Annotated in this window: 27 protein-coding genes; 13 read left to right on the top strand and 14 right to left on the bottom strand. The window is 66.1% G+C overall.

Annotated elements, in window-relative coordinates; all coding sequences use genetic code 11:
• Positions 1-8 precede the first annotated feature (8 nt).
• The 10 genes from QZ184_RS00250 to sppA form a co-directional block, all read right to left on the bottom strand.
• Complete coding sequence (locus QZ184_RS00250) at positions 9-170, bottom strand: hypothetical protein (protein WP_010318083.1); 162 nt, start codon at positions 168-170, stop codon at positions 9-11.
• 90 nt (positions 171-260) lie between these two features.
• A complete protein-coding gene (locus QZ184_RS00245; RefSeq protein WP_296417622.1) occupies positions 261-1748 on the bottom strand; it encodes an AAA family ATPase in 1488 nt (495 codons plus the stop codon).
• The gene (locus tag QZ184_RS00240; RefSeq protein WP_296417621.1) at positions 1745-2287 is read right to left on the bottom strand and encodes a DUF177 domain-containing protein; all 543 of its coding nucleotides are present in this window, start codon (positions 2285-2287) and stop codon (positions 1745-1747) included. Before QZ184_RS00240 ends, QZ184_RS00245 begins: the two co-directional genes overlap by 4 nt.
• A gap of 3 nt (positions 2288-2290) precedes the next feature.
• Positions 2291-3427 (bottom strand): membrane protein insertase YidC, encoded by a 1137-nt coding sequence (gene yidC, locus QZ184_RS00235; RefSeq protein ID WP_010318079.1) that lies wholly within the window; start codon positions 3425-3427, stop codon positions 2291-2293.
• Positions 3428-3468: 41 nt separating this feature from the next.
• Positions 3469-3921: a PH domain-containing protein gene (locus tag QZ184_RS00230; protein ID WP_010318078.1), complete on the bottom strand. Its 453-nt coding sequence runs from the start codon at positions 3919-3921 to the stop codon at positions 3469-3471.
• Complete coding sequence (rnpA, locus tag QZ184_RS00225; RefSeq protein ID WP_296416176.1) at positions 3918-4298, bottom strand: ribonuclease P protein component; 381 nt, start codon at positions 4296-4298, stop codon at positions 3918-3920. The genes QZ184_RS00230 and rnpA overlap by 4 nt, the downstream gene beginning before the upstream one ends.
• 73 nt (positions 4299-4371) lie before the next feature.
• Positions 4372-4509, bottom strand: a complete 138-nt coding sequence (gene rpmH / locus QZ184_RS00220; protein ID WP_071778002.1) for a 50S ribosomal protein L34 — start codon at positions 4507-4509, stop codon at positions 4372-4374.
• Between the two features lie 57 nt (positions 4510-4566).
• A complete protein-coding gene (locus QZ184_RS00215) occupies positions 4567-5154 on the bottom strand; it encodes a DUF2808 domain-containing protein (protein ID WP_296416175.1) in 588 nt (195 codons plus the stop codon).
• A gap of 139 nt (positions 5155-5293) precedes the next feature.
• Positions 5294-5665, bottom strand: a complete 372-nt coding sequence (gene aroH, locus QZ184_RS00210) for a chorismate mutase (protein WP_010318074.1) — start codon at positions 5663-5665, stop codon at positions 5294-5296.
• Positions 5662-6474 carry a signal peptide peptidase SppA gene (gene sppA, locus QZ184_RS00205; RefSeq protein WP_247479293.1) on the bottom strand — a complete coding sequence of 271 codons (813 nt, stop codon included), beginning with the start codon at positions 6472-6474 and terminating at the stop codon, positions 5662-5664. Before sppA ends, aroH begins: the two co-directional genes overlap by 4 nt.
• A gap of 77 nt (positions 6475-6551) precedes the next feature.
• Between sppA and QZ184_RS00200 the strand changes: the two genes are divergently transcribed.
• The 3 genes from QZ184_RS00200 to QZ184_RS00190 are packed head-to-tail and all read left to right on the top strand — an operon-like array spanning position 6552 to position 10389.
• Positions 6552-7487: a DMT family transporter gene (locus QZ184_RS00200; RefSeq protein ID WP_296416185.1), complete on the top strand. Its 936-nt coding sequence runs from the start codon at positions 6552-6554 to the stop codon at positions 7485-7487.
• Positions 7484-8572, top strand: a complete 1089-nt coding sequence (locus QZ184_RS00195) for a glycosyltransferase family 4 protein (protein WP_296417618.1) — start codon at positions 7484-7486, stop codon at positions 8570-8572. The genes QZ184_RS00200 and QZ184_RS00195 overlap by 4 nt, the downstream gene beginning before the upstream one ends.
• Positions 8573-8598: 26 nt before the next feature.
• Complete coding sequence (locus tag QZ184_RS00190; RefSeq protein WP_296416173.1) at positions 8599-10389, top strand: glycosyltransferase family 39 protein; 1791 nt, start codon at positions 8599-8601, stop codon at positions 10387-10389.
• Here QZ184_RS00190 and QZ184_RS00185 read toward each other — a convergent pair.
• On the bottom strand, positions 10383-10943 hold the full coding sequence (locus QZ184_RS00185) for a DUF721 domain-containing protein (protein ID WP_010318068.1): 561 nt from the start codon (positions 10941-10943) through the stop codon (positions 10383-10385). The genes QZ184_RS00190 and QZ184_RS00185 overlap by 7 nt on opposite strands.
• A gap of 76 nt (positions 10944-11019) precedes the next feature.
• Between QZ184_RS00185 and QZ184_RS00180 the strand changes: the two genes are divergently transcribed.
• From QZ184_RS00180 to QZ184_RS00160, 5 genes are read left to right on the top strand one after another with little or no spacing between them, the layout of a single operon-like run.
• Entirely contained in the window at positions 11020-11787 is a 768-nt protein-coding gene (locus QZ184_RS00180; protein ID WP_296416171.1) for a PspA/IM30 family protein, read from the top strand.
• Positions 11788-11811: 24 nt separating this feature from the next.
• Positions 11812-12144 carry a thioredoxin domain-containing protein gene (locus QZ184_RS00175; protein ID WP_010318066.1) on the top strand — a complete coding sequence of 111 codons (333 nt, stop codon included), beginning with the start codon at positions 11812-11814 and terminating at the stop codon, positions 12142-12144.
• Positions 12131-13339, top strand: coding sequence for an aminotransferase class I/II-fold pyridoxal phosphate-dependent enzyme (locus QZ184_RS00170; protein WP_296416170.1), 1209 nt, complete (start codon positions 12131-12133; stop codon positions 13337-13339). The genes QZ184_RS00175 and QZ184_RS00170 overlap by 14 nt, the downstream gene beginning before the upstream one ends.
• Positions 13321-14067, top strand: coding sequence for a biotin--[acetyl-CoA-carboxylase] ligase (locus QZ184_RS00165; protein ID WP_296417615.1), 747 nt, complete (start codon positions 13321-13323; stop codon positions 14065-14067). The genes QZ184_RS00170 and QZ184_RS00165 overlap by 19 nt, the downstream gene beginning before the upstream one ends.
• A gap of 19 nt (positions 14068-14086) precedes the next feature.
• Positions 14087-15046 carry a M23 family metallopeptidase gene (locus QZ184_RS00160; RefSeq protein ID WP_247479283.1) on the top strand — a complete coding sequence of 320 codons (960 nt, stop codon included), beginning with the start codon at positions 14087-14089 and terminating at the stop codon, positions 15044-15046.
• Here QZ184_RS00160 and QZ184_RS00155 read toward each other — a convergent pair.
• Together QZ184_RS00155 and QZ184_RS00150 are read right to left on the bottom strand one after the other, a co-directional pair.
• Entirely contained in the window at positions 15043-15753 is a 711-nt protein-coding gene (locus QZ184_RS00155; RefSeq protein WP_010318062.1) for an ABC transporter ATP-binding protein, read from the bottom strand. The genes QZ184_RS00160 and QZ184_RS00155 overlap by 4 nt on opposite strands.
• Positions 15753-17336 (bottom strand): NAD(P)H-quinone oxidoreductase subunit N, encoded by a 1584-nt coding sequence (locus QZ184_RS00150; RefSeq protein ID WP_296416168.1) that lies wholly within the window; start codon positions 17334-17336, stop codon positions 15753-15755. The genes QZ184_RS00155 and QZ184_RS00150 overlap by 1 nt, the downstream gene beginning before the upstream one ends.
• 117 nt (positions 17337-17453) lie before the next feature.
• On the opposite strand from QZ184_RS00150, the gene topA reads away from it, so the two are divergent.
• Genes topA through QZ184_RS00125 form a run of 5 tightly spaced genes read left to right on the top strand, consistent with a single transcriptional unit; the run spans position 17454 to position 23435 of the window.
• Positions 17454-20171, top strand: coding sequence for a type I DNA topoisomerase (gene topA / locus QZ184_RS00145; protein ID WP_247479278.1), 2718 nt, complete (start codon positions 17454-17456; stop codon positions 20169-20171).
• Entirely contained in the window at positions 20171-20578 is a 408-nt protein-coding gene (locus QZ184_RS00140; protein WP_296417612.1) for a hypothetical protein, read from the top strand. Before topA ends, QZ184_RS00140 begins: the two co-directional genes overlap by 1 nt.
• 14 nt (positions 20579-20592) lie before the next feature.
• A complete protein-coding gene (locus tag QZ184_RS00135) occupies positions 20593-21231 on the top strand; it encodes a DUF2232 domain-containing protein (protein ID WP_296416165.1) in 639 nt (212 codons plus the stop codon).
• A complete protein-coding gene (gene cobT, locus QZ184_RS00130) occupies positions 21228-22346 on the top strand; it encodes a nicotinate mononucleotide-dependent phosphoribosyltransferase CobT (protein ID WP_296417611.1) in 1119 nt (372 codons plus the stop codon). Before QZ184_RS00135 ends, cobT begins: the two co-directional genes overlap by 4 nt.
• 9 nt (positions 22347-22355) lie before the next feature.
• The gene (locus QZ184_RS00125; RefSeq protein ID WP_296417609.1) at positions 22356-23435 is read left to right on the top strand and encodes a hypothetical protein; all 1080 of its coding nucleotides are present in this window, start codon (positions 22356-22358) and stop codon (positions 23433-23435) included.
• Here QZ184_RS00125 and QZ184_RS00120 read toward each other — a convergent pair.
• Positions 23432-24490, bottom strand: coding sequence for an aldo/keto reductase (locus QZ184_RS00120; RefSeq protein WP_296416162.1), 1059 nt, complete (start codon positions 24488-24490; stop codon positions 23432-23434). The two genes, QZ184_RS00125 and QZ184_RS00120, sit on opposite strands and share 4 nt — an antisense overlap.
• Between the last annotated feature and the right edge of the window lie 47 nt (positions 24491-24537).

Here is a 24537-nt window from a genome sequence, read left to right as displayed (position 1 = left end):
GCTCGGGTCTAGAGGACCTGGCCCACCAGGACGGCTGCCAGGGCTGAGAACACCGTAATGCTGAGGGCGGTCAGGGGATTCTGTCCCTGGGCGACCGCGTAGCTGGTGATCACGCCGGCCCCAAGACCAGCAACCATCAGTTGTGTAGCCAGGGCGGGGCGTTGATCCATTGCCGCTTGGGTGCGTTCCGTGCAGCTTGGGCCTGTCTTCAAAAAGGGCGAGAGCGAACCGCGGACTTCTTTACCTGCAGTTGATCTTCTTTACCCGCCGCAATGTGTTGAAGCTGGGCGGGCCCTGCCGCTGCTGGCCCACTGTTGCAGTTGCTCCAATTGTTCACGGGCCGTGCGCGAGAGGGGTACGAGTTGTGCCGCGGCGCTGGTGAGGTCGGCCTCTGCGAATTCCCGGGATTCGCTGAAGGCCTGGTGCATCGCTTCAATCACCACCTGCTCGAGTTCTGCCCCAGAGAAACCCTGAGTGCGATCAACCACCACATCCAATGGAATGTGGTGTTGGGGACGTCGTCGGCGGAGTTGCAAATCGAGGATCGTTCGACGCTCTTGGGCATCGGGAAGATCCAAGAGGAAAATTTCATCGAACCGTCCCTTGCGCAGCAGCTCGGCGGGTAGCTTCTCCACCCCATTCGCCGTCGCCACCACGAAGACCGCCGTCGTTTTCTCTGCCATCCAGGTCAACAAACTCGCCAGTACCCGTTGGCTGGTGCCGCCATCGCTGCGGCCATCGGCACTGCCAAAGCCCTTGTCGATCTCATCAATCCAGAGCACGCACGGGGCCATGGCCTCGGCCCGTTGAATCATGTCCCTAGTGCGCGCTTCTGAGGCTCCCACCAGCCCGGCAAACAGCCGGCCGACATCCAAGCGGAGCAGCGGCATGCTCCAGCTGTGGGCAATGGCCTTGGCCGTCAGTGACTTGCCGGTGCCTTGGGGACCCACCAGTAGGACCCCGCGGGGAAGCGGCAGCCCGTAGCGGCGCGCCTCATCGCTGAAGGCCATGTGCCGTTGCTCGAGCCAGCGCTTCAGGGCATCCAACCCGCCGATATCAGCCGGTGTGGCTTCTGTTGGGCAGTACTCCAGCAGTTCGCTGCGGGCGATGGCCTGGCGCTTTTCTTCGAGCACCTCATCGAGGTCCGCGCTGCCGAGTTGTCCCCGACTGGCCAGGCCGCGGGCGGCGACCTGACGGATCCGCTGCTCACTCAGCCCGCTGCAGCTGTGGGTGAGGAGCTCCAGAAGATCGGCGCCGATGGCCTGGCCGCTGGCCTGGGCAATGTTTCCCAGCAGGGCCTGGATCTCCTGTTGGTTGGGCAGAGGAAGGTCCAGCAGGGTGATGCATTCCTCCAGTTCCCGCGGCAGCTGCCATTCCGCCGCGGTGATCACCAGGGTTTGCGGCCGTTGGCGCAGGCTTGAGGCCAGGTTGCGCAGCTTGCGGCAGATGCTGCTGTCGTCGGCGTAGCGGTGAAAGTCGTGCAGCACCAGCAGGGCTGGCTGCTCAGCGGGGAGGGCGCTGAGGCTCTCCAGGGCTGCCAACGGATTGCGCGCGGCTTCTCCGTCCCGGCCGGGCCAGCCCTTGAGCCCACTGATGAAATCCCAGCGGGCCAGCGCTCGCTGATCGAGGCGCTTGGCGGCGTCGCTCAAGAGGTTTGCGATCCTCTCCTCCTCCTGGCTCCGGATCCAGAGGATCGGCGTCCGGGCCCGGATCAAGAGATCAAGGTGGTCCGCCCAGGCCTGGCTCATGGCTGCAGGTTCTTCAGGGCAGCCCAGCGGGGATCGATGGGTCCATCGCCCGGTTCCGTCTTCAGGTTGGGGCCAGGACACTCCGCGCCGCAGCGATTCACGACCGGCAGCTGGAGGTTGAGTTGCTCAAACACCCAGTGCTCTGGATCGAAATCCGCCCGGGGGTCCATGCTTTCGGTCAGTTCATCGGGATCGAGTTCCAGCACCTCGCTGCCGGCCTCCAGCACGGTCTCCAGATCCATCCCCTGCTCCCGGGCCTGCTCCCCCAGCCAAAGCACCTCGCGGGTTTGGAAGCTCAGGGGGTGGTTGAACTGCTGCAGGCAGCGGTCACAGCAGAGGGTGACGATGGTGTTGGCCTCGCCGTCCAGTTCGAGGACATTGCCTCGATGCACGGCAAGCAGTTGGCCGCGCACCGGGGTCAGGCTGTCGAGTTCGCCGAGCCGTTGGTCGATGGTCCAGTGCTTGCCCTGCTCCAGCAGCTTGAGCTCCTGGAGTGGAACGGGAGTGAGGGGGTCACCGGTCTGGAGACGGTCGCCCATGCCCTATTTCTTGCCCTTCGGTTCGAACGGCATGCGGCTGCTACCCGTGACCGTGGCGGTCACCGTTTTGGCTTCGGCAGCCAATTGCTGATCGAGGATCGACTGCAGGTTGTCGGGCAGCGCCTCGCGGGTCAGCAGGAAGGTCTGAACCGCCTGGAAGACGTTGGCGATCACCATGTAGAGCAGAACCCCGGCGGGCAGGGGGAAGAACAGGAACATCCCGGTGATCATCACGGGGGTGATCTTGTTGGCCGTGGCCTGTTGGGGATTGGCGGGCATGCCCATCCCCGAGAGGATCTGACTCAGGAAGAGGGTGACGCCGAAACCGCCCACCAGGATCGCGATATCCCAGTTGATGGCGCCATCGGTGTAGAAGCCAACCTGTCCCAGGGCTTTGATGAAGAGGAAGCCGCTGCGGGCAGCCAATCCAGGGATCTTGGCTTCGACCGTGACATCACCTGGGGCGATGGCATGGATCGCGCCGTTTTGGTCCACGCTGACCAGGCCTTCGCCCTTGGTCACCGACCAGGTGGGGGCAAATGCGGAACCATTCTCGACGCCGCTGAGGACGGAGGCAAAGCTGGCGCCATCCTTGGTGTGCAGGCTGACGGTCTCGGTGTCACCCACTCCGAGCTTGGTTCCCTTCTCCAAGCTGGCGATCACGGGAACGTGATCGGTGCTGGTCACAAAAATGGAGTGGCTTGCACTGTTGAAGGGCTTGGGTTCAACAGCAGCGATCTGATCAGCCGGCAGGACCTTCAGATTGAGGGTGTAGGGAACATCGGCAAACGGTGATCCACGCAGGGTTGCGAACAGCGCAAACAGGATCGGCATCTGCACCAGCAGTGGCAGGCAGCCGGAGAGGGGGCTGCCGAACTCCTTCATCAAGGAGCCCAGTTCCTCCTGTTGCTTTTGCGGGTTGTTGGCGTATTTGGCCTTGATCTCAGCCTGGCGCTTTTGCATCACCGGCTGGGCGATCCGCATGCGGCGGGCATTGCGAATCGAGCCGGCGCTCAAGGGGAAGAGAGCCAGGCGAATCACCACCGTGAGGGCAATGATCGCGAGCCCGTAGCTCGGTACCAATCCGTAGAAGAAATCCAGGATTGGCAGCAGCAGGTTGTCGGAGATGTATCCGATCACGGCGTCGCTAACGGTGGGGTTGGGAGGTGTGAGTCAGTGTCTCAGGCGGCGGCGTCGCCACCGAATCCGGCGGTGCCAGAGCTCTTGGCGGCGGGACCGGATTTCAGCCGTGCCTCGATGAAGGCTTGGGCATCGCGGTAGCGGGGTACCGCGCGCATCTCCAGCTTCATGCCATCGCTCAGGACGAGCACCATGTCACCCCAGAAGCCGAAGCCGCGGGAGACCGAACGAACCTCGCGAATCTGGCTGTAGACCACCTGGGTGCGGTCCCGGCCGAGCCAGCCGCCGGTGACTTCAACCCGGCGGCTGGTGATCCGGAAGCGCAGCCAGAGGGCGCGCACCAGGGCGCCCACGGCGAAGGGGATGCCGATCAGGGTGAGCCCGAAGAGCAGGTTGGTGATCAGATCACCCTTGGCAGGCCCGCCTTCATAGAAGACCTCCTCATTGATGCTGGCCCCCGGGGCGACGGGAGCGGGTTGGGAGGCAGCGCTCATGGTCTCAGTCCTGCCTTGGCAAGGAGTTCGGAACATTCTCCCAGGAGGAGTTGCTCTTCCGTGTCCGCACTACCCGGTTTGAGCGAGATCAACAGCCAGATCCCCTCGCCCTGGTTCGCGATCAGTCGGCTGAGATGGCCATGCAGCAGACGACGCAACCGGTTGCGTTCCACGGAGCGTTTGCTGACCTTGCTGCTGACCACAACGCCCAGGCGGCAGCTCAAGGGGGTGTGGTCCCGTGGATCGGTTTTCAGCAGTTCGGGCTTGGCGGCCATGGTTCTGAGGACCATCCACTGGCCGTGGATCCGCCGACCCTTTTGGTAGATCCGATCAAACACAAAACGCCCCCTCAGCCTGTGTTCCCGAGAGAGCGCCATGGCTTGGGGCTACGCGGGGTTGGCTGAGGGGGCGTTGCTGCCCTCGCTCGTCGAGAGCAAGGGCTTCAGGGGATCAGACCGACAGACGGGCCCGGCCGCGCTTACGGCGGGAGCGGATCACGCGACGGCCGGTGTGGCTCCGCATGCGAACACGGAAACCGGACACCCGTTTGCGCTTACGGCTGGTTCCTTCAAGGGTGCGCTTGGTCATGGCTCCGGCTCGGCTGCGCCTTCAACGTCGATCGCCCAATTTATCAGCTGGGGTGACTCAGAAATCCGAGGTGGCGTCCACCTGGATCAGCCAGCTGCCCAGGTAACCCGAGATCGGCACGGCGCCTGGGGCCTGCGCCAGGGCGTTGAGCTGGAACATGCCTGCGCTGGGCGGATTGATCACCTGCATGTAGACGCCGATGGTCTTGCCGACGGGCACGGGGGTGTCCGGGAAGATCTCAATCGAGCGGCCATCGGTGGTGACCTCCACGGTCGCCGGAATGGTCTCTTCGCAGCGGGTGCGCTTGGTCATGCTGCCCGACTTCATGTAGCAGAGCTTGATCTTTTGCGGATCAATCGTTGTGTCGAAGCTCTGGGGAATCGAGATGGCCAGCTTCAAGATCGCGGTTTTGCGATCCTTCGGTTTGAGCAAAAAATAGTATTCAGCGCGCTGTTGACGAACGGTGTTCGTTGTGAAGTAGTAGAGCTTGCGGTAATCCTTGGTGTTATCCCAGCGGAACTCCATGATGCTGGGCGTTCCCTGGGCCAGGGCTGCTTTGGGAGCCAGTCCAAGCTGGGCTCCGGCTAGCGCAGCTCCGCAGCCAAAGGCGGCGGCGAGCTTGATCGCTGTCTGTTTGAGGGACATTCGTTTCAAAGAGATCCGCTTGCGATTGATCATTGCGCCTGAAACTTGACCCGTTTGGCCCATTCTCAGGGGGGCAGGGGTTCAGGTCGGGGCCGGTGGGCGGCCAGGCAGCTGGCAGTTGTGACCAGATGCGACTGCCTTAGGAGGCGGCGAGGTCGGGCCTGAGCCGTGCGGCCTCCCGCAGATAGGCATGGCGAGCGGGTCGCTCGAGCCAGACGTGGGCCAGGAGGCGAATGCAGCGCTCCAGATCACCGGCCACGGCCATTTGCTGGCAGTCGAGCAGGGCGACCCCATCCCAGCCTGGCCTGTGCCGTGCGATGGCCGCCGGGAAGCAGGCGTCCAGATCTGCGGTGACCGAGAAGGTCAGCGAAAGAATCTGAGCGCCTTCGAGGTTGTTGCGCTCCACCAGAGCGTCGAGCAGCTCGTTAACCGCCTCCTGAATGGCTTCACGGCTGTTGGCCGTCGCGGTGGTGGCGCCCCTCAGGGCGCGGAGCGATTGCTCAGGGCTCATGGGCGATGCAGCCAAAGGGGTTGGCCGCTGCTGCTCAGCTCCAGCTTGAGCCACTGCAGGGCCAGGGAGATCTGGGACCGTCCAGGGATGACCCCGGCGAAGCGCTTTTTCTCCTGCCCAAAGGTGATGGGCTTGGTTTTCTCCAGGTCCAACTCGGCCAATTCACAGGCCAGGCGCCGGGCCTGCTCTTCGTCGCCCAGGGCATCGACGAGACCCAGCTCTTGGGCTTGGGCACCGCTGAAGACGCGTCCATCGGCAAAGCGACGGACCTCGTCTTCGCTGAGTCCCCGGCCTTCGGCGACGGCGCTGACGAACTGCCCGTAACTGGAGTCGATCAACTCCTGCAGCACCTGCCGCTCGCCACTGCTGAGGGCGCGATCCGGGGAGAGGATGTCCTTATAGAGGCCGCTTTTGACGGTTTCAAATTGGATGCCGATCCGCTCGAGCAGGCGCGAGAGGTTGTTGCCCCGCAGGATCACACCGATGGAGCCGGTGATGGAGCCGGGGTTGGCGACGATCTTGTCGGCGGCCACACCGATGTAGACGCCACCGGAGGCGGAGATGTTGCCGAAGCTGGCAATCACCTTGCACTGCTTCTCCCGCAGGCGCAGCAGGGCCGCATGAATCTCCTGGCTGTCTCCCACGGTTCCGCCGGGGCTGTCGATGCGCAGCAGCAGGGCCGGGAATTCGCGTTTTTCGACCTCGCGCAGGGCCTTCAGCACCCGTTTGCGCGTGCCGGAGGCAATGGGCCCTTCAATGGCAATCCGCGCGAGTTTGCGGCGTGACTTGCGTCGCCAGGGCCAGGGCATCGAGTCGATCTGCAGTGGCTGGATCTTAAAAAGGAGCCTGTGGGCGATTGGAGCCGGTGAATCTGCGCTGGCTGGCCATGGTCCTCCCCTTCGCGCTTTGGGGAACCGCGATGGCGGCAATGCGGCCCCTGCTGGATGGGGCGGGTCCCCTCACCTTGGCTTGGATGCGGCTTCTGCCTGCGGGGCTGGTGGTCTTGCTGGCGGCCCAGGTCCTGGGTCGCTCCATGGCGGTCGATCGCCGCGATTGGTTCTGGTTTGCCCTGTTCGCCGTGGTGGATGCCACGGCCTTTCAGGGGTTGCTGGCGCGGGGCTTGGGCGGCACCGGCGCGGGCTTGGGCTCAGTCCTGATCGACTCCCAGCCGCTGCTGGTGGCCCTGCTGGCCCGCAGCCTGTTTGGCGAGGCGATTAATCCTGTGGGTTGGGTGGGCCTGCTGGTGGGCTTGCTCGGCATCCTCTGCCTCGGGCTGCCGGAATCCCTGCTGCGGCAGTGGTGGCTGATGGGCCCGGAGGTCTTCGGTGAGACCGCCTGGAGCCACGGTGAGCTCTGGATGTTGGCCGCGGCGTTGGCCATGGCCCTGGGGACGGTCTTGAGTCGCTATGCCTGCCGCCACAGCGATCCAGTGGCGGTCACCGGCTGGCACCTGGCCCTGGGGGCGCTGCCTCTTTTGGCGGGGGCAGCCTTGGAGCCGCTCTGGAACCCCGCAGCCCTGGGCCCCTGGCCGCAGTGGTCAGGCACCGGCTGGCTGCTGATGGCCTACGCCGCCCTCTTCGGCAGCGCCCTGGCCTATGGACTGTTCTTTTGGTTCGCCAACCATGGAGAGCTGACCAGTTTCACGGCGCTGACCTTTTTGACCCCCGTTTTCGCGCTGCTCTGCGGCGTGGCTCTGCTCGAGGAGAGCCTGAGTGCCTTGCAGTGGCTCGGCGCGGCCTTGGCCCTGTTGAGCGTGGTTTTGATCAACCGCCGCACCCAGTTGTGGCAACCGGACTCGATGGAGCAGGAGGTCACGCCATGAGCGCGCGCGCTTTGTCGATCCTGGTGGTGGCTCCTGCCCTGGGCCCGCTGGGCAGCGGCAAGGCGGGGGGCGTGGAGCTCACCTTGACCAGCCTGGTGAGTGGGCTGCTCGAGCGGGGCCATCAACTGACGGTCGTGGCGGCCGAGGGCTCCAGGCTGCCCCCGAGCTGCGATGGGGCCGCCCTGCTGGCTGAAGCAGGAGCGCCCCAGGAGAGTTGCCAGCACGCCCCAAGGGCTTCGGATGTGCTGATGCCAGCTGAGGGACTGCTGCCGCGGCTTTGGCAACGGGCCCTGCGGGAGCCCTGCGATCTGGTGCTGAACCTGGGCTACGACTGGCTCCCCTTTTGGCTGACCCCTCTGGTTGAGGTGCCGATCTTTCACCTGGTGAGCATGGGCTCGGTGAACCAAGCCATGGATGCGGCCATCGCCGAAGTGGCCCGCTGGGATCAACGCCGGCTGGCCTTCCACACCGCCACCCAGGCCGCTGATTTCGCCCTGCCGCAGCCCCCCGTTGTGGTCGGCAATGGCTTTGATCTCTCCGCCTATGACCTCTGCCTAGAACCCGAGTCCTTGTTGGGCTGGGTCGGCCGGGTGGCGCCTGAAAAAGGCTTGGAGGATGCGGCCGCCGCCGCGGCTCAGCTGGGGCAGCGCCTGGCCGTCTGGGGCCTGGTGGAGGACCCCGCTTACGCCCAGCGGGTTGAAGCCTCCGTTCCCTCGGGCACCCTGGATTGGCGGGGGTTTCTGCCCACGGCTGCCCTTCAGGCGCAATTGGGTCGCTGCCGGGCCTTGCTGAACACCCCGAAGTGGAATGAGGCCTACGGCAATGTTGTGGTCGAAGCCATGGCCTGCGGTGTGCCGGTTGTCGCCTACCGCAGGGGCGGACCTGGTGAATTGATTCAGCCCGGCCTCAATGGTTGGTTGGTGGAACCCGACCAGCCCCGCGCCTTGGCAGAGGCGCTGGAGAGGGTCGATCAGATCGATCGCCGTCAGTGCCGGCACTGGGTGGAGCGCCAGGCCTCCAGGGCCGTTTTGGCAGAACGGCTGGAGCAGTGGTTGGAAGCCGGCCTGATGGGGAAAGGGCGATAGGGTCGGGCCTGCTTCGATCCAGCAACGTGCGCAACCGCAAGCCCTGGTTGGTGCTGTTGCTGGTGGCGGTTGCCGGTCTGCTGCTGTTTGTTTGGCGGCTCGGCATGACGGGTCTGGTGGATGAGACCCCCCCGCTGTTTGCCGCGTCCGCCAAGGCCATGGCGGAGACCGGTGATTGGCTGACGCCGCGGGTCAACGGTTTGCCGCGCTACGACAAGCCGCCCCTGGTCTATTGGCTGATGGGGTTGGGCTATGCCCTGCCCGCTCAGGACCTCTGGAATCCCTTCGGCACCTGGGCCTCGCGGCTCCCATCAGCACTCAGTTCCATCGGTTTGATGCTGCTGATGGCCCTCACCCTGCTGCGCCGCCCCCAGGGCCAGCCTGATGGGGCCCAGCAGGCCGTCACGGCCATGGCGGCGGCCTTGGCCTTTGCCCTCTCGCCACTGGTCCTGCTCTGGAGCCGCATTTCGGTCAGTGATGCGCTCTTCAGTGGCTTGTTGTCGGCGGCACTGCTGCTGTTTTGGTGGCGCTACGCCGGCCTCTGCCGTTGGTGGGTTCCCTGGTTGGTGCTGGGTCTGGCCGTGCTGGCCAAGGGGCCCGTGGCGGTGGTCCTGGCGGGGCTGACTGCACTGCTGTTTGCCCTGCTGCAGCGTGATCTCCCGGGTTTATGGGCCCTTTGGAGACCCTGGCGTGGCCTGGCCCTGACGGCGGCGGTGGCCTTGCCCTGGTACGTCCTTGAGCTGTTGGTGGAAGGGCAGCCCTACTGGGACAGCTTTTTCGGTTACCACAACCTTCAGCGCTTCACCGGCGTGGTCAACAACCACCTCCAGCCCTGGTGGTTTTTCTTCCCTGTGCTGGTGGTGGCATCGCTGCCCTTCACCCCCTTGCTGCTGGCTGGTCTGGTGGGGGCCCTGCGTCCCCAACCGGCCCCCCCCGAGCAGTCCCTGCAGCGCTTTGCGGCCTGCTGGCTGCTGGCGGTCTTTGTCTTTTTCACCGCAGCGGCCACCAAGCTCCCCAGCTACTGGATCCCCGCGACACCAGCCGCAGGGCTTTTGATTGCCTTGGCTGCGCAAAACCTGCGGCCGGGATGGCGCTCCGCGGTCCTAAGGGGGAGCACCTTGGCCCTGGTGGGGGTGCTGACGGCCGGTCTGGCCGCCGGGAACCTCTGGGTTCCCTTGATTAATGAGCCGGAGATGCCGACCTTGTCCTCGGCCCTGCTGGCCAGTGGAGCGCTGACGCGCGCCTCGCTCTGCTTTGGCGTGGGTGGGGTGGCGGCACTGCTGCTCTGGTGGGGCCCCTCCAGCGCCCGCAGGGGCTGGCTGCTGGTTCAGCAGTTGGGCATGGGGGCGTTTGTCGTGACCGCGCTGGTGCCCATGGTCGAGTTGGGGGACCGCCTACGTCAGCTCCCAATTCGCCGTATGGCCTCCCTGGCGCTGGAGCAGCAGCGGCCCCAGGAGCCCCTGGCGATGGTGGGCATCCTCAAACCGTCGCTGCACTACTACACCCAACAGGTGGTGGTCTACGAGGGGGTGCAGCCCAATGGCCCGCTGAACCTCAATGACCGTTTGGCCAAGGAACAGCGGCGCGGCCAGCAACCGTCTCCGGCGTCTCCAGGGGCCAGCGTTCTGGTGGTGATCGACGGCAATACCGCGACCTTGCCCCACTGGCGTGGGGTGCCGCACCAGCGCCTGGGAACGATCGGTCTCTACGAGCTTTGGCGAGTTCCCCGTCCAGCCCTGAACCAGTGGTCTAAGGACCTGGCGGAACGGGCGGGTTTGGCTCCGGATTGGCAGGAGCCCCGCCCCGAGCGCTACTGATCGGTCTCGCTGGGGGTGCCCATGGCGACCCCTTGATCCATCGTGTCCCGTTGGCAGAAGCTGCAGTGCCCCCAGCGCTGGAGTTCCCCGACGGGTGAGGGGCGTTTGCAGGTGGGACAGGACCCCATGCCAAAGACGTCCACACGGCTGGGATGCTGCGCCCAAATCTCCTCCTCAAGGCCACTGCCCGCTGGGGGCAAGGGCGTGCTTTGGTGCTGCTGGAACTGCAGGTCCTTGACCGCAAATCCAGCGCCACGCAAGGCGCCGAGCAGTTGGTGCTTGTTAAAGCGAAGGGCCTGGAGCCATTGGGGGTGCTGGGCTCCCACCACAAGTCGTCCGCCCTGCAGGCGCAGCGGCCGGCAGTGGGGTGCGAGCTGGGGGCCGGCGATCCGCGGCCAAGCCTGCCAGAGCCCCGCCAAGCTCCCCTCGTCCTTCCACTCCTTCTGCAGGCTGCTCAGGGAGTCCCCCAGCCCTTGAATCGGTGGCCTGGGCGGCGGCACCAAGAGGTTCACGTCCCCTTGGCGTCGCGTTTGGTTGCGGGGGGCGATGCCCATGGGGAGACCCTAGGGGAATTGGCGCTGTGCAGGGCGGCCTGCGCTGGTTAGTCTCGGCCTCAGCTCTGCTTGCTCCATGGGCTTTTTTGATCGCCTCGGCCGGTTGGTTCGTGCCAACGCCAACGCAGCCCTGAGTGCGGCTGAAGATCCCGTCAAGATCCTCGACCAGTCGGTTGCGGACATGCAGGCCGATCTGGTGAAACTGCGCCAGGCCGTCGCCACGGCGATCGCCAGCCAGAAGCGGATTCAGAACCAGGCCGATCAGGCCGATGCCCAGGCCAAAACCTGGTACGAGCGTGCCGAGTTGGCCCTCAAAAAAGGCGAAGAGGACCTGGCCCGTGAGGCCCTGGGGCGCCGTAAGACCTGTCAGGACACCGCCACCGCACTGCAGGGCCAGCTGCAGAGCCAGTGCGGCCAGGTGGATCAGCTGAAGAAGAGCTTGGTGCAGCTCGAAAGCAAGATCGCCGAAGCCAAGACCAAAAAAGACATGCTCAAGGCGCGGGCCCAGGCGGCCAAAGCCCAGGAGCAGCTGCAGAGCGCAGTGGGCAGCCTCGGGACAAATTCCGCCATGGCTGCCTTCGAGAAGATGGAGGAGAAGGTCCAAGCCCTGGAGGCCCGCAGTCAGGCCGCCGCTGAACTGGCCGGTGCAGATCTGGAAAGCCAGTTCGCCGCCCTGGAGGGGGCACCTGAGGTCGATTCCGAGCTGGAGGCCCTGAAGGGCAAGCTCTCGGGTTCTTCGGATGCCCCGTCCCTGCCCGCCGGTGCTGAGGGGGTGCAGCCGGTCAAGGTGAGCGAGGTTGATACGGAGCTTGAAGAGCTCAGGCGTTCCATCGACAAGCTCTGAGCTCTCCATACAATCGCCAGACCCATGACAGCCGCCGTGTCCGTTCTTCAGCTCACCGATGCCAACTTCCAGGCCGAGGTGCTGGAGTGCTCGACCCCAGTGCTCGTCGACGTTTGGGCCACCTGGTGCGGCCCCTGCCGTCTGATGGCGCCGATGATGGATTGGGCGGCCCAGGAGTACGCCGGTCGTCTGACCGTGGGCAAGTTGGAGGCTGACCCCAACCCAGCGAGCCGCGATTTGATGCAGGTGCAGGGCCTGCCCGCTCTGGTGCTGTTTAAGGACGGCCAAGAGATCGCCCGCCACGAGGGCGCCATGGCGAAGCCCCAGCTCCAGGCTTTCTTGGATGCCCAGCTCTGATCCGTTCTCGATTTCCGAACGGGTTCGTGGGCTAGGTAGCGGCGTTTTTGCCCGCAATGACCAACGCAAGGTGGCCTATCGGGCCCGGTCAGAGGCCGGGCTGGCCCCCCTGCTTGACCTGTCCTTGGGGTCAACCGATCTCCAACCACCGCCGGTGGCGATCGAGGCCATCCGCCAACGCCTCGGCCATCCCGACAGCGCTTCCTACTGCCTGCACGGCGCGACGGCCCCGCTCCGGGAAGCCGTCGCGGCCTGGGCCGAGCGGCGCTTTGGGGTGGCGGTGGACCCCGCCAGCGAGGTCCTGTTCCTGGTGGGATCCCAGGAAGGCACCGCCCACCTGCCCTTGGCGGTGCTCAATCCCGGCGATTCCGCGCTCCTGCTGGATCCCTTCTATCCCTCCCACCTGGGGGGGCTGCGCTTGGCATCAGCGCAGCCGCGCTTCCTGCGTCTGGAGCGGGAGCGGGGCTTTGCCCCCAACTTTGATCAGCTGAGCGCTGCGGAGTGGGATGCGCTCAAGTTGATGGTCCTGGGCTTTCCCCACAACCCAACGGCCACTACGGGAGAGCAGGGCTGGGTGGATGAAGCGGCCGCGCGGGCCGTTCGCCATGGCCTGGTCTTCGCCCACGACAACCCCTATGTCGATTTGGCCCTCGAGGGGGAGGCTCCGTCTCTGCTGCGCTCCCCCCATTGGCGCCAGTGCGGCATTGAGTTTTTCTCCTTCTCCAAAGGTTGGTGTCTGGGTGGATTCCGGATGGCCTTTGCGATTGGTGCTGCACCCCTGATCCAGGCCCTGCGCCAGCTCAAGGGGGTGGTGGATTTCAACCAGTCCTTAGCGCTGCAGGCGGGGGGGATTGCGGCCCTCGAGCAGGCGCCCGATTGGCCCGAGCGGCTCAAACCGGTGTATCGGGAGCGTCGCGACCGCATGATCGCGGCGTTGACGGCGGCCGGTTGGCCCGTGCAGCGCCCGTCGATGGCGCTCTACCTCTGGCTGGCCTTGCCTGAGCAGGCCCGCCAGCGCGGTTGGACCTCCGAGCAGTTCTGCGGCCAGTTGCTGGAGGCGACAGGCGTCTGCCTGACCCCCGGGAACGGCTTCGGCGAGGGGGGCGAGGGGTTCGCGCGCTTGGCCTTGGTCCATGACACGGCGGCCCTGGAGGCCGGCGCCCAGCGCATGGGGGCATGGCTGAGCAGCCTTTAAGCGCCGCGGCTCTGGCGCGGCAGTTGCGCCAAACCCCAGGGGACTATCCGCTGCCTTGGCGGATTCAGGTGCGGCCGATCTGTGCGAGCACGGAACGGGAGCTGGATCAGTGGCTCCGGCGTGATCCCATGGCTTCAGCCGCCCGCGTGGTGCTGGCTCGTCGCCAGGGATTTGGCCAGGGCCAGCAGGGACGCTCTTGGTCTTCTCCCGCCGGTGGGATCTGGTTGAGTGCCGCCTTGCCCTGGCCTGGCGAGGGGGATCGAGCGGCCTCCCTGGCCCTGGCGGTGGCCGTCGGTTTGGCCCTGCAGTTGGAGGGTCTGGGCTTGGCGCCGGCGATCAAATGGCCGAACGATCTGTTGGTCTCGGGCCGCAAGCTCTGTGGATTTTTGCCGCGCCTGGCCTGGCGTTCCGGCGCCGTTCGCCACGCCCGCATTGGTTTGGGCCTCAATGGCTCCAATGCCGTACCGATGGGGGCGATCAGCCTGGGACAACTGCTGGGCAGGCAGCAGCCGGCTGCCGTGGGGGCGCGTGTACTGCGGGCCTTGGAATGGGCCGTGGCCGCGGCGGACCAGCCCGAGCTGGTGCGGCGGCAGGCCGAGCAACGCCTCTGGGACCCCGGTGGCGTTGAGCATGACGGCCAGCATTGGAGCATCGCCGGCCTCAGCCAGGACGGTGGTCTGCAGCTGCAGAACGGGTCCGGTTCGCTGGTGCTCAGGCGCCGTTTCTAGGGCTTCCTAGGATGCGGATGTGATGCGCCCTCCACGGCTCCGTTGGCTGCTGTTGACGCCGGTGCTTCTGGCTGGACCGGTTGCGTCTGAGCCCAGTGGACCATTGGAGCCGCCGCCCCTGCCGGCGCAGCAGGCGCCCCTGCGTCCCTCCCTGCCGCAGCTTCAGGCGCTGCCGCCGCCGAAGCGGTTTGATCAGTCCCTGGATGCGCTGGTGCGCCAGGGCATCGTCACCCCCTCGGAGCGTCGGGCCCTGCGGGGGGGCGGAGGGGAGCTCCGGCCCCTGGATGTGGGGGCCTTTCAACAGGCCTGTCGCAGCGGTGCGCTCTCCGCCCGTGAATGCAGCGGTGGCATCGCCTTGCGCTGGGGTCTGCGGCGTGAGGGGTCCCGGCGTCCTCCCCTGTCGGTTCCGGTGTCGGCCTTGCTGGGCGGCCGCTTTGACCTCGCGAAGGTGTTTCGGGTGACGCCTCGGCCGGCACCGGTGGCGGGTAATGGCAACCGCCGGTTGCTGCTGCCGATCATTGGTTCGGCCTTCAAGTCCAGCGGTTTTGGCTGGCGTTTGCATCCCCTGCTTGGGGGCTGGCGTCTTCATGCCGGAGATGACCTGGCGGCCCCGGAGGGCACCCCGGTGGTGGCGGCGTTGGCCGGTCGGGTGGTGAGCAGTGGCTTGGCCGGTGGCTATGGCCTGGCGGTGGAGGTGGAGCACCAACGGCCGCGCCGCCGCAGCCTTTACGGCCACCTCTCTGAGCTCTATGTCCGCGCCGGTGATCGGGTGCTGCAGGGGGAGGTGCTCGGCCGGGTGGGCAGCACCGGCTTGAGCACTGGGCCCCACCTGCATTTCGAGCTACGTCAACCGGTTTCCGGTGGCTGGGTGGCCGTTGATCCGGGGGAGTTCGATCCCGGTTCAGCCCTGCGCGGCAGCGATGCGGTGGCCCTGTTGATGGGGCAACTGATCAGCAGCCTGGAGCGACCTGGGGGCTAGGGCTGGGATCCAGCGCCTGCACTCACCAGACGTCCATCGTGGAAGTGCACGACCCGCTGGGCCCGCGCCGCCACCTCGTGTTCGTGGGTCACCAGCAGGATGGTCACCCCCTCCCGCTGGTGCAGTTCATCAAACAGATCCAGGACCTCGGAGGTGGTGCGGGAATCGAGGGCCCCGGTGGGTTCGTCCGCCAGCAGCAGGTTGGGTTGGTTGATGATCGCCCGGGCGAGGGCGACACGCTGCTGTTGTCCGCCGGAGAGCTGGTTGGGTTTGTTGTAGAGGCGCTCTCCAAGGCCGATGCGCTCAAGGGCACGGATGCCCCGCTGCTCACGCTCCTCAGCCGGAACGCCCGCATAGACCATGGGCAACATCACGTTCTCCAGGGCCGTCAGCTCCTGGAGCAGGTGAAATTGCTGGAAGACAAAGCCCAGTTCGCGGTTCCTGAGGTCGGCGAGTTGATCGTCGGAGAGTTGCTCAACGGCGGTGCCGTTGAGGCGATAGCTGCCGCTGGTGGGCCGATCGAGGCAGCCCAGGATGTTCATTGCGGTGCTCTTGCCTGAGCCCGAGGTGCCCATGACGGCGACGTACTCACCGCGTCGCACGCTCATGCTCAGGTCATCGAGGGCAATGACTGTGGTGTCACCGCTGCCGTAGGTCTTGCGAATGTGCTCGAGTTCGGCAACGACGGGCCCGGTGCCGCTTGCCATCAACCCACAGGCAGGCCCGCGGCCGAAGCGAGGGCTTTCTGAAGCATCGGGGTGCCGGAGACCGCACCACTGGCCCAGGTGAACAGCGGGTTGGACAGGATGCCGCCCACGGCCGTGACCACGACACAGGACACCAGGGCGGCCCGAAGGGGCTGCAGTCCAGCAAGGTTCCAGTTGAGGTCTGGGTAGGCCTTGACCACCTCAGAGGCCTCTTGGGGCTCCTTGACCACCATCATCTTGATCACCGAGATGTAGTAGTAGATCGAGACCACGGAGGTCAGTAGGCCGACCACGACCAGCAGGTACTGGTGGTCTGCCCAACCGGCGAAGAAGAGATAGATCTTGCCGAAGAAGCCCAGCATCGGAGGGATGCCACCGAGGGAGAGCAGGCAGAGGCTCAGGCCCAGGGTGATCAGTGGATCCTTCTGGTAGAGACCGGCGTAGTCGCTGATTCGATCACTGCCCGTGCGCAGGGAGAACAGGATGATGCAAGCGAAGGCCCCCAGGTTCATGAACAGGTAGGCGGCCATGTAGAGAACCATTGCCGCGTAACCGTCTTCGGTTCCGCAGACCAGGCCGATCATCACGAAGCCGGCCTGACCGATGGAGCTGTAGGCCAGCATCCGCTTCATCGAGGTCTGGGCCAGGGCGACGACGTTGCCCAGGACCATGCTCAAGATGGCCAAGACGGTGAAGAGAAGCTTCCACTGGGCCTCGAAGGGCTCAAAGCAACCCACCAGGATCCTCAGGGCCAGGGCAAAGCCAGCGGCTTTGGAGCCGACCGAGAGAAAGGCCACCACTGGGGTTGGCGAGCCTTCATAGACGTCAGGGGTCCACTGGTGGAAGGGCACCGCCGCGATCTTGAACGCGACGGTGGCCAGAACGAACACCAAGGCCAGAGCTGCCACCGGCGAAGCGCTGGTTTGCAGTGCAATGCCAACGGCCTCCAGGCTGGTGCTGCCGCCGGTCAAGCCGTAGAGCAGGGAGGCGCCATAGAGGAACACCGCAGCAGCGGCGGACCCCACCAGCAGATATTTCAGTGCGGCTTCGGAGCTGCGGGCATCGCGCTTCATGTAGCCCGACAGCAGATAGCTCGCCACCGAGAGGGTCTCGAGGGAGACAAAGATGCTGACCAGGTCGGTGGACCCGCAAAGCAGCATCGCGCCAAGGGTGGCCGCCAACAGGATCGAGGCGTATTCACCAACGGGGGTGCCCGCCCGCTCGACGTAGCGCCAGCTGATTAAGAGGGAGACAAGGGTTGAGGCGGCGACCACGGCGCGAAAGGCAATGGCCAGGTTGTCGGCCAGGAATGAGCCGAGGAAGGAGGGTTCAAGCGGTGCTGCGTCCCATTGCAGGGCGAGCAGGACCAGGGCGCTGCCCAGTCCGAGATAAGAAAAGAGGGGGACCCACCGTGCGGCCGCTTTTTCCCCCGCCAGATCCACCAGCAGGCAGGCCAGCATCGCGAGCAGGACTGCACCCTCCGGTGCAATGGCTCCTGCATTGAGCTGCAGCGATGTGATGCCACTCACCAGGGGAGCAGCCGCAGTGGAAACGGTCTCGGCGGCAGCCAGGAGAGAGAGCACAGCTGTTGGATCACGCCCGTTGGGCTGGACTGTAGCCGCGCTGGCGTCGTCCTTCGGACTTTCTCGCCGGGGTTGACCGCCGGTGCGATAAAGAGGGAAGCGGTTCACCGCCTGCCTGTGGCGCACACCCTCGTCATCGTTGAAAGCCCCACCAAGGCCCGCACCATCCGCGGGTTCTTGCCGAAGGACTTCAAGGTTGAGGCCTCGATGGGGCACGTGCGCGACTTGCCCAACAACGCGAGCGAGATCCCCGCTGCCCACAAGGGCGAGAAGTGGGCCAATCTCGGCGTGAACACCACCAACGACTTCGAGCCGCTCTACGTGGTGCCGAAGGACAAAAAGAAGGTGGTCAAGGAACTCAAGGACGCCCTCAAGGGCGCCGATCAACTCCTACTGGCGACCGACGAAGACCGGGAAGGGGAATCGATCAGCTGGCACCTGCTGCAGCTGCTCAACCCGAAGGTGCCGGTGAAGCGGATGGTCTTCCACGAGATCACCAAGGAGGCCATCGGTCGCGCCCTGGAGCAGACCCGAGAGCTCGATATGGAGCTCGTCCATGCCCAGGAAACCCGGCGGATCCTCGATCGCCTGGTGGGTTACACCCTCTCCCCGCTGCTCTGGAAGAAGGTCGCCTGGGGCCTGAGCGCCGGACGGGTCCAGTCCGTGGCCGTGCGGCTGCTGGTGCAACGGGAACGGGCCCGCCGTGCCTTCAAGAGCGGCAGCTATTGGGATCTCAAAGCCCAGCTGGCTCAAGGCAGTTCCCCCTTTGACGCCAAGCTCACCCACCTCAAGGGCGAGCGCATTGCCGGTGGTTCCGATTTCGACGAAAACACCGGTGGACTGAAGGCCGGCAGCAAGGTTCGTTTGCTCAGCGAGGCCGATGCCCGCAGCCTGCGCGAGGCCGTCTTGGCTGCGCCCTGGCGGGTGTCGTCCGTGGAGGAAAAGCCCTCCACCCGCAAGCCGGTGGCCCCCTTCACCACCAGCACCCTGCAGCAGGAAGCGAACCGCAAGCTGCGTCTCTCGGCCCGCGAGACCATGCGCACGGCCCAGGGGCTCTACGAGCGGGGCTTCATCACGTACATGCGCACCGACTCGGTGCATCTCAGTGACCAGGCCATCAATGCGGCCCGCAACTGTGTCGCCGATAAATACGGCAAGGACTACCTGAGCGGCTCACCCCGTCAGTTCTCCACCAAGGCCCGCAACGCCCAGGAGGCCCACGAAGCGATTCGCCCCGCCGGTGAGAGCTTCCGTGATCCCTCCACCACTGGCTTGGACGGCCGGGACCTGGCCCTCTACGAGCTGATCTGGAAGCGCACCGTCGCCTCCCAGATGGCGGAAGCCCGCCTGACCATGCTCAGCGTTGAGTTGGAGGTGGATGGCGGCAGCCTCGGACCCGCCAGCTTCAAGGCCAATGGCAAACGCATTGATTTCCCCGGTTTCTTCCGCGCCTACGTCGAGGGAAGCGACGACCCCGATGCGGCGCTGGAAGGCCAGGAAGTCCTGCTGCCAAGCCTGAAGAGCGGCGATAGCCCCAGCTGCAAAGGCGTGGAGGCGCTGGGCCACCAAACCCAGCCCCCCGCTCGCTACAGCGAAGCGGCCCTGGTGAAGATGCTCGAGAAGGAGGGCATTGGTCGCCCCTCCACCTACGCCTCGATCATCGGCACGATCGTCGACCGCGGCTACGCGACCCTGCAGAGCAATGCCCTGACCCCGAGCTTCACGGCCTTCGCTGTGACGGCCCTGCTGGAGGAGCATTTCCCCGATTTGGTGGACACCAGCTTCACGGCTCGGATGGAGGGCACCCTCGATGACATCTCCACCGGGAAGGTGCAGTGGCTCCCTTACCTGGAGAGCTTCTACAAGGGTGATCAGGGGCTCGAGACCCAGGTTCAGCAGCGGGAAGGGGATATCGACCCCACCGCCTCCCGCACCATTGCCCTGGAGGGGCTGCCCTGTGTGGTTCGGATTGGTCGCTTTGGGGCCTATCTGGAAACCAAGCGCGTGGCCGACGACGGCAGCGAAGAGCTCCTGAAGGCCACCCTCCCCAACGAGATCACTCCAGCGGATCTCGACGCGGACAAAGCGGAATTGATCCTCAAGCAGAAGGCCGATGGGCCCGAAGCGTTGGGTGAAGATCCCGAGACCGGAGATTTGGTCTATCTGCTGTTTGGCCAGTACGGGCCCTACGTGCAGCGCGGTCAGGTCAGTGACGAGAATCCCAAGCCCAAGCGGGCCTCCCTGCCCAAGGGCACCAAGCCCGAAGACCTGACCCTGGAGGACGCCCTGGGGCTGCTGCGTCTCCCCAGGCACCTGGGCGAACACCCCGATGGCGGCAAGGTCGAGGCCGGTCTGGGTCGGTTTGGCCCCTATGTCGTCCACCACAAGGGCAAGGGCGAGAAGGACTACCGCTCCCTCAAGGCTGAGGACGATGTCCTGATGGTGGGCCTCTCCCGTGCCCTGGAGTTGCTGGCGATGCCCAAGCGGGGTCGCGGCGGCCGCACGGCCCTGAAGGATCTCGGCACCCCTGAGGGCGGCGATGAAGCCATCCAGCTCTTTGATGGTCCCTATGGCCTGTACGTCAAGCAGGGCAAGGTGAACGCCTCGCTGCCGGAAGGAACAACAGCCGACACCATCACCCTTGAGCAGGCGGTGGAGTTGCTGGCCGCGAAGGCGGCCTCGGGCAAAGGCAAGGGCCGCAAGACCGCAGCGAAATCCAGCACCGCCAAGAAACCAGCCGCCAAAAAGCCCGCGGCGAAAAAAGCGCCGGCCACCACCAAAACGGGTCGGCTTCGGGCTAGCGCAGTGAGGATCATCAAGGCGGCCGACAGCTGATGGCGCCACTGCGCTGGGGTTCGCTTGTGTTGCTCGCAGCGGCCTTGGCCGGCTGCCAGGGCACCCCCCTTGGCGACCAGCTGTCGCGGAGTTTTTCCAGTCCGCTCCCCGAGGCACCGCCTGCGGCCGCCCCGACTCAGCCCGCCGAGCCCAAGAAGGAGGAGGAGAAACCGGTGGCCCAAAAGCCGGCGCCGAAACCCCCTGAAGCGCCAGCGGCTCCTCGCCCCAGCGCACCGCCGGCCCCCTATCGGGTGACGATCAAGTTGCCCGCCGCTGATCCTTCCGCCCCTGCGGAGGTGCTGACCCAGGCCTTGCGCGCCGCCGGTTTGGCCTTTGAAGTGGAGACCATTGAGCGCGTCCCCAACGGGACGACGCCCACACGCACCGCTGCGCCTGAACCGCGCTAGGCCGGCCCGATCCCATGTCCTTGAGTCGCCGTCAGGCCCGACAGCTCACCGATACGGCCTACCTGGCGGCGGCCACAGCCTTGCTCTGGGTGGGCCTCTACTACCTCCCGGTGGGTGGTGCCCTGTTTCGCCTGGCGCTGCCCTTGCCCCTGGCGTTGCTGCAGCTTCGCCATAACGGCCGTTGCGCCGTGGAGGGTGTGGCCGTGGCGGCCCTGCTCTTGGTGGCCTTGATGGGGCCGATTCGCGGTCCGTTGGTGCTCTTCCCCTATGGCTTCCTGGCCCTTTGGCTGGGCTGGTGTTGGAGTCGGGGTCTGAGTTGGTACCTGAGCTGGGGCGTGGGTGTGTTGATCGGCGCCGGTGGCTTCCTGGTGCGGGTGGCGGTGCTCTCGATCCTCCTGGGCGAAAACCTTTGGGTCCTGATCACCTCCGCCGCCTCCCAGGTGCTGGAGCGGCTTCTTGGCTTGGTCCAGATCGGCGGTGGACCGGATCTCTTTCAGGTGCAGCTGATGGCCCTCGCCCTGGTGCTGGTGCAAAACCTGATCTATGTGCTGGCCCTGCATGCGGTGGCCCTCTGGATCTTTCCCCGCCTGAAGAGTCCGATCAGCGAGCCTCCGGCTTTGTTGCGCCCCCTATTGGCCCTGGATCCGCTTTGACACTGGAGCGAATCAGCGGCGAGGCGGCCTGGGCGGAGCAGTGGTGCCAGCGCCTCAGGGCCGCTGCCAGCGAGACCCGAGTGTTGTTGCTGCTGGCTGGCACGGACACGGCGGCGGTGCCGGGGATCTCGGCCGCCGGGGCCACCCCTGAGTCCCGCCGCTTCACGGCCGCCGCCGATGCCGAGTTGCTCTGGCAGGGCCCGGCCGCCCGGCGACCCCATGCCTTGCCGCCCCTGCCGGCGGGGGTCTCTCCCGCCTTGATTGCCTGGGCGGTTCTGGAGGGCTTGGCCCTGGAGCCCTTGGTGCTGAATCTGGGGGCGCCCGTCGCACCGGCCATCCCCCATCTCCAGCTCAACCCGTCGCCCGCGCGCTGCCTCAGCGGCGGGCAGGCGATGGATCCCGAGCGGGTGCAAGCCCTCTGGGGCTGGGGGGAGCGCTGGGGCCGCGGCTTGGCCCGCTCCGGCCAACCGGTGTTGCTCAGCGAGTGTGTGCCTGGGGGGACGACCACCGCCCTGGCGGTCCTGGAGGCCCTGGGGATTCCCTCCATGGGCTTAGTCAGTGGCAGCGTTCGCCAGCCGGATCACCAGCTCAAGGCGCGCTTGGTTCAACGGGGATTGGCGGCTGCTCAATTGGCTGCGGATGCCAGCCCCCAGGCTGTGTTGGCTGCGGTGGGTGACCCGATGCAGGTGGTTGCGGCGGCCCTGCTGAAGCAGGCGGCCTTGGCGGGAACGCCGTTGCTCTTGGCGGGCGGCAGTCAGATGGCGGCTGTCCTGGCCCTGGCCTTGGCGGCGTGTACACCGCCTGAGCGCCAGCAGCTTTGCCAGCAGGCTGCGGTGGTGACCACCGCCTGGGTGGCCCATGAGGCGGCCAGCGATTTCCCGGGGCTGATGCAGCAACTGGCCCAGCGCTTTGCGGTGCAGCCCCTGGCCTTTGCCACGGGCCTGCGCTTCACGGAGAGCCGCTGCCCGGAGTTGCTCGATTACGAGCGCGGCTACGTCAAAGAGGGAGTTGGCGCTGGGGGCTTGGCCGCCCTCTGGCAGCTCAGCGGGCGTTCGCTGCAGGCGCTCCAGGAGGCCTGTGAGCAGGCCTGTGACCAGCTGCAGCACCCGGCCTAGCCTGCGCTTGTGACTTCCCGCCGCCACGCTCTGCAACTGATGGCTTCAGTGGCGGCCCTGGGCGCGGCTGCCGGCTGTGCACCGGCGCGCTCTGGCCAGCCGCAGCTGTTGAGCGTGAAAGGGGACTTGCCCAAGGCCTGGCTGCAGGAGCTGCCGTCGCCCTGGCAGCCCCGCGCCCTGGAGAGCCCGGAGCAGCTCCTGAGCCTGGTGGATCGCTCCGCCTTGCAGGAGCAGCCCCTGGCGGGGGCTGCCTTGTTGGCCCTCGGAGACGGCTGGGCCCAGCAGCTCGATCGCGCCCGGCTCCAGCCCCTCGAGGCTCCGGCCCTGCTCGAGCAGCTGGCGCCCATGGCCCAGGCCCCCAGTCGGTTGTTTGCGGCTGAGGGCGCTGTTCCCCTGGCTTTCCCGTGGGCCTTTGGCACCTGGTTGTTGGTGCTGCGCAGCCGCCCGGACCTCTGGCGGCAGCGCGAGTTGGGTTGGTCGCTGCTGCTCGATCCCAGCCTTCGCGGCAAGGTTGTGCTGCCCTCCAGTCCGCGGGTGGTGATCGAGCTGGCCCTGCGTCAGTTGGGTCTCTCCAGCGGCGATCCCAAGGCCCTGAGCAACCCAGCGCTGCCGCAGCAGCTGTCCCAGTTGGTGGGGCAGGCGTTGGCGCTGGATGAGCGCGATGGACTGAATCTGCTGTTGGCCGGTGAGGCGGATGCGGCGGTGGTTCCCAGCCATCGGGCGATTCCCCTGCTGAAGAAAGATCCGCGGCTTTTGGCCTTCCTGCCGGAGTCAGGCTCTCCGCTCTGGTGGCAGCTGCTGCTCCGTCTTCCCCCCCAGGACACTGCGGGGGTGGATCCGCCGCTTCCCCTGGAGTGGGTGCGCGATGGCCTCAGCCTGCCCCTGATGGATCGCCTGTTGGCGGCGGGTTGGGTGCCCCCGCTTCCCCGTCAGCGCTTGGAGCCTGTGCTGCAGCGCTGGCCTGAGCGACTGCGGCCTTTGTTGCTTCCCAGTGAGGCGGTGCTGCAACGCTGCAACAACTTGCCGGTGTTCACGCCCGCGGAGCGCAGCCGCTGGCAGACCCTGTGGGATCAGGCCCTCAGCCGCTAACCCCAGAGCCTGCGCCGGGGTGCGGCCGCCAGGCGTTGATGGGTTTCAGCCAAGAGTTCAGGAATGGGGAGCTGATGGGGACAGCGGGGTAGGCACTCGCCACAGCCTTCGCAGGCGGAGGCATTCACGCTCTCCCACCAGTGCCCGGCTCTTCCGATCAGGTTGTAGCGCTCCTGGGCGAAGGCGCTGAGGCCATGGCCGAGGTCCAGGTTGCGCAGGCGCAGCAGCTCGGGGATTGGTACCTCGTTGGGGCAGGGCAGGCAGGCCCGGCACTGCTGGCAGGCGGTCTCAGCCAGTCGACCCTGGCCGGCCTGCCAGGCGCGCTCCAGGGCTTGGCGATGGCTCGGTTCCAGACCAATCTCCTTGTCGACCATGAGGCGTTGGGCCAGGTCCAGGTCGCTGGCTTGGGCGGCCCCCAGGGTCAAGCAGGAGATGCCCGCATCGAGCAGGAAGCGATAGGCCAACTCCAGGGGCTCAAACGGATCGCAGTCGGCGCGCAGTTGCTCAGGCGGGGCGTAGAGCCGGCCCCCCTTATCGGCTGGCGAGATGGCCAGAACCCCGATTCCCTCCCGCAGGGCCGCCTGGGCCAGGGGCAGTCGGGTTTGATCGAACCAATGGAGGTGCAGGCTGCAAAAGCTGAAGCGGGCAGAGGCGAGGGCGGCCTCAATCAGCGAGAGCTCGCCATGGCTCGAGAACCCCACCTGGGTGACCAGTCCCTCCCCCAGGGCCCACTGCAGCAGATCCGCTCCGGCCCCCTCGAGGGCCCAATCCAGGTGCTCCCTGCGGTTGAGGCCATGGACCGCAAGGTTGTCCAGCTGTTGCACTCCCAGGCGTTGCAGGATCCCGCGGAGCTGCGTCTGTCCCTCCTCCAGGCTGATCCCCGGCAGCAGCTTGCTGGTGAGCACCAGCTCCCCAGGGGGGCGTGCACGCAGGGCCTGGCCCAGGAAGGCTTCTGCGGGGCCGTAGGCCGGGGCGGTCTCAATGTGATTGATGCCCGCGGCCAGGGCGGCATCGAGCACCTCCGCCATCTGCTGCGGGCTGCTGGTGGCCCGCATCGTGCCCAGGCAGAACGGGGAGACCCGTGGTCCTTGGCCAAAGGGGC

It is taken from the genome of Vulcanococcus sp. DEBay_Sum22DG08_74 (assembly GCF_017852955.1).
Lineage (GTDB): Bacteria > Cyanobacteriota > Cyanobacteriia > PCC-6307 > Cyanobiaceae > Vulcanococcus.
This window is presented reverse-complemented; position numbering and strand designations above follow the sequence as displayed.